Here is a 1,680-nt window from a genome sequence, read left to right as displayed (position 1 = left end):
CTAAAATTGCCGGACTGAAAATGTGCGAAAGTTTCAACCTGCAATATGGAACGAACTACATCGCTGTGATGCCGACAAACCTTTACGGACCGAATGATAATTTCGACTTGGAACGCAGTCATGTACTGCCTGCCATGATCCGAAAGATTCATCTGGCACACTGTCTGAAAGAAGGAAACTGGGAAGCTGTACGCAAGGATATGAATCTGCGTCCGGTGGAAGGTGTAAATGGCGACAGTCCGAAAGAAGAAATCCTGGCTATTCTGCAAAAATACGGAATCAGCGAAACAGAAGTCACTCTTTGGGGTACAGGTACTCCACTCCGCGAGTTCCTTTGGAGCGAAGAAATGGCAGATGCCAGCGTCTTCGTAATGGAGCACGTAGACTTCAAAGATACCTATAAAGAAGGTAGCAAAGATATCCGCAACTGCCATATCAACATCGGCACCGGTAAGGAAATCACCATCTGTCAGCTGGCCGAACGTATTGTAGAAACTGTAGGGTATCAAGGAAAACTGACCTTCGACAGCAGCAAACCGGACGGCACTATGCGCAAGCTGACCGATCCTTCGAAACTGCACTCTTTGGGGTGGCACCATAAAATTGAAATCGAGGAAGGCGTACAAAGAATGTACGAATGGTACTTGAAATAAGAAATGAAGTTACTGTAGATATGCTATTAGCTGAATTATTTTTGCTAATAGCATATTTTTTTAGCTATAATGATAATTTAATTAGCTATAACGATAATCAGTTTTGCTATAATGATACTCATTTAGCTCATAGCTTAATCAGTTTATGCTATGAGCTAATCTATTTTATCACAAGCTAATCTGTTTTGTTATAAGCCTTTATCCAATTAAGCATCATTTATTTCACCATAAGCATCATTTTTTCAATTATAAGCATAATCCATTGTACTAATAACGCATCGTCCACAAATTCCTTCCCACTACTCTCCCTCCATTTCCAAAAAATCTTCACTCTTAATTCTTCATTCTTAATATAATTGCTATATTTGCACAATTTAATACCAAATGTGCAAAAAATAATGGAACAAAGTTTTATAGCCTATATTGAGAATAGTATCAAGAATAATTGGGATCTGGATGCCCTGACCGATTATAAAGGTGCAACTTTACAGTATAAAGACGTAGCTCGCAAAATCGAAAAACTCCATATCATCTTTGAAGAAAGCGGAATCCGCAAAGGAGATAAGATTGCTGTTTGCGGGAGAAACAGCTCTCATTGGGGAGTCACTTTTCTTGCCACACTGACGTATGGGGCAGTTGTTGTACCCATTCTCCATGAATTTAAAGCGGACAATATACATAACATCGTCAACCATTCCGAAGCAAAATTACTGCTTGTTGGAGATATGGTATGGGAAAACCTGAATGAGTCGGCAATGCCGCTACTGGAGGGTATCCTGATGATGAATGACTTCACCCTGCTAGTGTCACGCAGCGAACGACTGACTTATGCACGCGAGCATCTGAACGAAATGTTCGGCAAAAAATATCCGAAGAATTTCCGCACAGAGCATATCGCTTATCATAAGGATGAACCGGAAGAACTGGCTGTTATCAATTATACTTCAGGAACAACAAGTTACTCGAAAGGAGTAATGCTCCCCTATCGCAGTCTGTGGTCGAATACCAAATTTGCTTTTGAAGTGTT

Annotated in this window: 2 protein-coding genes; both read left to right on the top strand. The window is 40.5% G+C overall.

Annotation, left to right across the window (positions count from 1 at the left end; genetic code table 11):
• Positions 1–653, top strand: a 653-nt coding sequence (locus tag ACT8YW_RS23230; RefSeq protein ID WP_444107280.1) for an NAD-dependent epimerase/dehydratase family protein, incomplete at its 5' end; no start/stop codon positions are given.
• A gap of 398 nt (positions 654–1,051) precedes the next feature.
• Positions 1,052–1,680, top strand: a 629-nt coding sequence (locus tag ACT8YW_RS23225) for an AMP-binding protein (protein WP_444107279.1), incomplete at its 3' end; no start/stop codon positions are given.

The organism is Bacteroides sp., from assembly GCF_052357945.1.
Classification (GTDB): Bacteria; Bacteroidota; Bacteroidia; order Bacteroidales; family Bacteroidaceae; genus Bacteroides.
The sequence above is the reverse complement of the archived record's forward strand: the minus strand, read 5'-3'. Positions and strand labels throughout refer to the sequence as shown.